The 5,906-nt window shown below is 62.7% G+C and carries 6 protein-coding genes and 2 pseudogenes; 4 read left to right on the top strand and 4 right to left on the bottom strand.

From position 1 onward, the window contains the following. The 4 genes and pseudogenes from RKP46_RS08135 to RKP46_RS08120 all read left to right on the top strand — a co-directional run. Positions 1–752, top strand: a pseudogene (locus tag RKP46_RS08135) (F0F1 ATP synthase subunit alpha); the annotation flags it as partial. 18 nt (positions 753–770) lie between these two features. Then, positions 771–1,634 carry a F0F1 ATP synthase subunit gamma gene (atpG, locus tag RKP46_RS08130; RefSeq protein WP_311106182.1) on the top strand — a complete coding sequence of 288 codons (864 nt, stop codon included), beginning with the start codon at positions 771–773 and terminating at the stop codon, positions 1,632–1,634. Positions 1,635–1,671: 37 nt separating this feature from the next. Then, complete coding sequence (gene atpD / locus RKP46_RS08125) at positions 1,672–3,072, top strand: F0F1 ATP synthase subunit beta (protein ID WP_311106181.1); 1,401 nt, start codon at positions 1,672–1,674, stop codon at positions 3,070–3,072. A 68-nt stretch (positions 3,073–3,140) separates the two neighbouring features. Further along, the gene (locus RKP46_RS08120; protein WP_311106180.1) at positions 3,141–3,566 is read left to right on the top strand and encodes a F0F1 ATP synthase subunit epsilon; all 426 of its coding nucleotides are present in this window, start codon (positions 3,141–3,143) and stop codon (positions 3,564–3,566) included. 24 nt (positions 3,567–3,590) lie between these two features. On the opposite strand, the gene RKP46_RS08115 is transcribed toward RKP46_RS08120, so the two are convergent. The 4 genes and pseudogenes from RKP46_RS08115 to RKP46_RS08100 all read right to left on the bottom strand — a co-directional run. Further along, positions 3,591–4,220: a hypothetical protein gene (locus tag RKP46_RS08115; RefSeq protein ID WP_311106179.1), complete on the bottom strand. Its 630-nt coding sequence runs from the start codon at positions 4,218–4,220 to the stop codon at positions 3,591–3,593. Next, entirely contained in the window at positions 4,204–4,944 is a 741-nt protein-coding gene (gene ubiE / locus RKP46_RS08110) for a bifunctional demethylmenaquinone methyltransferase/2-methoxy-6-polyprenyl-1,4-benzoquinol methylase UbiE (RefSeq protein ID WP_311106178.1), read from the bottom strand. Before ubiE ends, RKP46_RS08115 begins: the two co-directional genes overlap by 17 nt. 20 nt (positions 4,945–4,964) lie before the next feature. Further along, the gene (locus RKP46_RS08105; RefSeq protein ID WP_311106177.1) at positions 4,965–5,390 is read right to left on the bottom strand and encodes a DUF971 domain-containing protein; all 426 of its coding nucleotides are present in this window, start codon (positions 5,388–5,390) and stop codon (positions 4,965–4,967) included. Positions 5,391–5,441: 51 nt separating this feature from the next. Next, positions 5,442–5,906, bottom strand: a pseudogene (locus tag RKP46_RS08100) (hypothetical protein); the annotation flags it as partial.

The following is a 5,906-nucleotide window of genomic DNA, read 5'->3' as shown; positions in this document are numbered from 1 at the left end:
TGACCAAGCAGGCGTGGGCCTACCGCCAGGTTTCGCTGCTCCTGCGCCGTCCGCCAGGGCGTGAAGCGTATCCGGGTGACGTGTTCTACCTGCACTCGCGTCTGCTCGAACGGGCTGCCCGGGTTTCCGCCGAATGGGTCGAGAAGTTCACGAACGGCGAAGTCAAAGGCAAGACCGGTTCGCTGACCGCGTTGCCAGTGATCGAGACACAGGCGGGTGACGTCTCTGCCTTCGTTCCGACGAACGTCATCTCGATCACCGACGGCCAGATCTTCCTTGACACCGACCTCTTTAATGCAGGCGTCCGGCCGGCCATCGACGCCGGTATCTCGGTGTCGCGCGTGGGTGGTGCGGCGCAGACGAAGGTCATCAAGAAGCTCGGCGGCGGCGTGCGCCTGGCGTTGGCGCAGTTCCGCGAACTCGCGGCCTTCGCCCAGTTTGCTTCCGACCTCGACGAAGCAACCCGCAAGCAGCTCGACCGCGGGCGCCTGGTGACCGAACTGATGAAGCAGCCGCAGTACTCGCCGCTGTCCATTTCAGAGATGGCGATCACCCTGCACGCAGTCAACAAGGGCTACTTCGACGATCTGGACGTGCGTAAGGCACTTGCCACCGAGAAGCAGATGCACGGCTACATCAAGCAGAAACACGCCGACCTGGTCTCGAAGATCGAAACGTCCAAGGATCTTGACGCTGACGCTGAGCAAAAGCTCACCAAGGCGATCGAGGAGTTCAAGGCCACGCTGGCCTGATCGATCGAGGAGATTGCCATGCCTAGCGGCAAGGAAATCCGCAACAAGATCAAGAGCGTCGAGAGCACGCGCAAGATCACCAAGGCGATGGAGATGGTCGCAGCCTCGAAAATGCGCAAAGCGCAGGATCGCATGCGAGCGGCCCGACCCTACGGCGAAAAGATCCGGCAGGTTGCCGGAAACCTGTCGCACGCCTTGACTGACTATCGTCACCCGTTCCTTTCCGTCCGCCCGACGATCAAGACGGTCGGCCTGATCACGGTGACCTCCGACAAGGGCCTGTGCGGTGGCCTGAACACCAACGTGCTGCGGTTGGCACTCGCCAAAATGCGCGAGTGGGACGCCGAAGGCAAGAAGCTCAATGTGACGGCGATCGGCAACAAGGGTCTGGGTTTCATGCAGCGGGCAGGCGCCAACGTCGTTTCGCATCTGGTCGGCCTGGGCGACACGCCGCACCTGGAAAAGCTGATCGGCCCGGTGAAAGTGCAGCTCGACGCGTACATGCGTGGCGACATCGACGTCCTCTACATCGTGTTCACCCGGTTCATCAACACGATGAAGCAGGAGCCGACGCTCTACCAGCTTCTCCCCCTGTCGGGTGACCTGATTGGCGGCGAAGGTAACCGCTGGGACTACCTTTACGAGCCAGACGCGCAGACGGTGATTGACGACCTGCTGGTGCGCTACGTCGAAGCGATGATCTACCAGGCTGTGGCCGAGAACATGGCGTCGGAGCAAAGCGCGCGCATGGTCGCCATGAAATCGGCCTCGGATAACGCGAAGAACGTGATCAGCGAACTCAAGCTGGTATACAACAAAGCGCGCCAGGCATCGATCACGAAAGAGCTTTCGGAAATCGTCGGCGGCGCAGCGGCGGTCTGACCACGGCATAGTTAGTTCATAAATTAGGGGTACGACGATGAGTCAAGGAAACATTGTTCAATGTATCGGCGCCGTGGTGGATATCCAGTTCCCGCGTGACGCAATGCCCCGCATCTACGACGCGCTTCTGCTCGACAAGGCAGAGGAGTCGGAGATGTGCGAGGCCGACCTGATGTTCGAGGTGCAGCAGCAGTTGGGCGACGGCATCGTGCGCACGATCGCCATGGGCTCGTCCGATGGCCTGCGCCGCGGGATGAAAGTAAATAACACTGGGGCGGGTATTTCGGTTCCTGTCGGTAATGCGACGATCGGCCGTATCATGAACGTTCTTGGGCGGCCGATTGACGAAGCCGGCCCGATCGCGACCGAAGAGCGGCGCGAGATTCACCAGTTGGCGCCGAAATTCGACGAACTGTCGCCGTCGGTCGACCTGCTGGAGACGGGGATCAAGGTCATCGACCTGGTCTGCCCGTTCGCCAAGGGCGGCAAAGTGGGCCTGTTCGGTGGTGCCGGCGTGGGCAAGACGGTCAACATGATGGAGTTGATCAACAACATCGCCAAGCAACACTCCGGGCTGTCGGTATTTGCTGGCGTCGGCGAGCGGACTCGCGAGGGCAACGACTTCTACCACGAGATGAAGGAGTCGAACGTTCTCGACAAGGTGGCGATGGTCTTCGGGCAGATGAACGAGCCACCGGGCAACCGCCTGCGCGTTGCCCTGACCGGTCTGACGATGGCTGAACGTTTCCGCGACGACGGCCGCGATATTCTTTTCTTCGTCGACAACATCTACCGCTACACCTTGGCCGGTACCGAAGTTTCCGCGCTGCTCGGCCGGATGCCGTCGGCCGTTGGCTATCAGCCGACGCTGGCTGAGGAAATGGGCCGTCTGCAGGAGCGCATTACCTCGACCAAGGTCGGCTCGATCACCTCGATTCAGGCGGTCTATGTTCCGGCCGACGACCTGACCGACCCGTCTCCGGCAACGACCTTCCTGCACCTCGACTCGACGGTCGTTCTCTCGCGTGACATCGCCTCGCTCGGTATCTACCCGGCGGTCGATCCGCTCGACTCGACCTCGCGTCAGCTCGACCCGCAGATCGTCGGCGAAGAGCACTACACGGTTGCGCGCGCGGTCCAGATGACGCTGCAGAAGTACAAGGAGCTGCGCGACATCATCGCCATTCTCGGGATGGATGAACTGTCGCCCGAGGACAAGCTGGCCGTTTATCGCGCACGCAAGATCCAGCGCTTCCTGTCGCAGCCCTTCAACGTTGCCGAGGTGTTTACCGGATCGCCGGGCAAGTATGTTCCGCTCAAGGACACGATCAAGGGCTTCAAGATGATCGTCAATGGCGAGTGCGACAGCATTCCCGAGCAGGCGTTCTACATGGTGGGCGGCATCGAAGAAGTCTTCGAGAAAGCCAAGAAACTCTAAAGCGGCATCCGTGATTGTCGCCTCCGCACCCGGCACGGTGCGGGGGCGATGCAACGAGGAAAAGTACCATGTCAATCAGAGTACATGTTGACGTCGTAAGCGCCGAGGAACTGATCTTTTCCGGGCAGACCGATTTCGCCGTTTTCCCCGGCGAAGCGGGCGAACTTGGGATCTATCCGCGACACACGCCGCTGCTGACACGGATCAAGCCCGGCACAGTCCGTCTCAAGGTGCCAGACCGCGACGAGTATGAGCTGGTTTATGTTTCCGGCGGCATGCTCGAAGTGCAGCCGGCGCTGATCACCGTGCTGGCCGACACGGCGATTCGCGCGCACGATCTTGACGAGGCCAAAGCAACGGAAGCCAAGAAGCGGGCCGAGGAGGCTCTGCGCGACCGCGCTGCGGAGATCGATCTGGCAACCGCCGAAGCGGAACTGGCGCAGGCGGTCGCGCAACTACAGGCGATCAAGAAGCTGCGTACGCGGCACCAGTAAGAAGCGGGCCAGGAATCGGGCAGATCAATTCAGCCGTTCAGCAGTTTTCACAGCCCTGGCCGACTCGACACGCTGCAGCCTGCCTTCCAGGCGGCGGCAGTCATCGGCCAGCGCGTCGACACTCAGGCAGAATCGCTCAACCTCCCGGCGCGCTGTGAGTAGCCCGCTTTCCTCGCTCAGGTACTCGCCCAGGCCGGTCAGGCCGCGCTGTACTGCCGACACCTGCCACTGGCCGAGTGCTCCGACGAGCTGCGCCGCACGCCGGCCAACGATGTCCCCCAACAGCAGCGAGAGGTCGGATTCGATGTCCCAGCGCAGGTGGCGGATGACGAAACTCAGCGTTTCCGCCAGTTCGGCCGGGCCGGCAATCTGAGCGCTGGCGAGCAGCGAAGCGCGATCGGTCAGCCAGCGGACGGGCGCATCGTCCGGCAGCGTCAGGGTCACGCTCGCCGGCAACTGTGGATCGGTGAGGAGGTCGGCGTCGAGCAAGCCGTCAGCACCGATCGTGGCCGTCAGCGAGACCTTGCCAAAGCGGATCGACACGTTCTGCCCGGCGAAGCGGGCCAGGCGACCCACTGCCCAGTCCTCGCTCGCCAGCACGTGGTTGGCGAACGCGAGCAAAGCGCCGAGCAGCATTTCAGAAGCGGAAGCCACGGTGCAAGGCAACCACGCCCATGGCGAGATTGAAGTAGTCGACGGATTCCAGGCCGGCCTCCTCCATCAAGCGTTTCAGCGTCTCCTGATCGGGATGGACACGAATCGATTCGGCCAGGTAGCGGTAGCTTGCTTCGTCGTGCGTGACGAGTTTGCCCAGACGGGGAATCAGCTTGAACGAGTAGTAGTCGTAGGCTGGCGCCAGCGGCGCCCAGACGTGTGAGAACTCGAGCACCAGCAGGCGCCCGCCCGGACGCAGGACGCGCCGCATTTCAGCCAGGGCAAGCTCCTTGTGCGTCATGTTGCGCAGGCCGAAAGCCACCGTCACGCAGTCGAAGTACTCGTCAGGGAAGGGTAGCTGCTCGGCGTCACACTGCGCGACGGGGACGATGCAGCCGCGGTCGCACAGCCGGTCGCGACCGCGCGTCAGCATGGCGTTGTTGATGTCGGTCAGCCACGCCTGACCGTCGCGGCCGACACGTCGGGCAAAGGCCAGCGCCAAGTCGCCAGTTCCGCCAGCCACATCGAGCACGCGCCAGCCCGCCCGCACGCCGCTCTTGGCGATGGCAAACGCTTTCCACAGGCGGTGCAGGCCGCCCGACATGAGGTCGTTCATCAGGTCGTAGCGCTGGGCGACCGAATCAAACACATCGGCGACGCGTTGCGCCTTCTCCGCTTCGCCAACCTGCTCAAAGCCGAAGTGTGTCGTGTTGCTCTCGCGCATACGCCCGCCTTCCTCGCGGATCAATGCTTGCCGCACCCGGCGTGTTGCGGCGCGCGTGCGGCGGCCTCTGGCCGCGCGTCGCGGCTGGCGCCAGCTCGTGCCAGCCGCTCGAGGTAGGCTTGCCAGAGCTTGTCGCGCTCTTTCCCCAAGTTGTAGAGCAGATCCCAGGAGTACAGGCCACTGTCGTGGCCATCCGAGAAGACCGGGCGGATGGCATAGTTGCCGACGGTTTCCAGACGCTCGATGACGACCTCGCGTTTGCCGACCTGCAGCACTTCCTGTCCGGGCGCGTGCCCGCGTGCTTCGGCCGACGGCGTAAACACGCGCAGGAATTCGTGCGTCAACTCGAAGTGCGCGCCGTCGTCGAAGCTCACTTCAAGCAGGCGTGACTGTTGCCGGAGTCTGATTTCGGTCGGGTATGGTGTCGTCTCGTCTAGGCCAGCCATGAACGTCCCCAGGTAGCGGTCGTCCCGCCACTATAGCGCAAAAGGCGGCCTTCAGACGATCAGGAACGTGACACGGTCGAAGTCTGAACCTTCGCCGACCAGGCGCAACATCTTGACGCGCCAACTGCCGTTGACATAGACCTCGACCAAGCGTTCGGGAGAATACCAGCCTTTGGGAATGATCAGCGTTCGGTCGACGCCGACGGTCGGAACGGAGGGCAGAACAAAGGCGCGGCTGTAGGCATTGTCCTGTCCAGAGATCTGGGGCAGGAGGCGGGCGGCGATGGCCTCCGGTTTGCCAGGCATGGTCGCGATGCCTGCGGTCAGCCCGCCCTGTTCCTCCTGCATCACCCAGACCACGTAGGCGAGCAGGTACATGCTGCTTTCCGACGGGCTGACTGCCAGCAACTGACCCGCTTCGATTCGTCTGCCCGCGCTTGAGCGCAACAGTCGGTAGCCGCTGGCGCACTGGTCGAGGACATCCCAGCGGTCGATGGCGAAGCCGATCTGCGCATG

The organism is Accumulibacter sp., assembly GCF_031732815.1.
In the GTDB taxonomy this organism is placed as follows: Bacteria; Pseudomonadota; Gammaproteobacteria; order Burkholderiales; family Rhodocyclaceae; genus Accumulibacter.
Note: the sequence above shows the minus strand (reverse complement) of the source record. Positions and strands in the feature narration are given on the sequence as shown.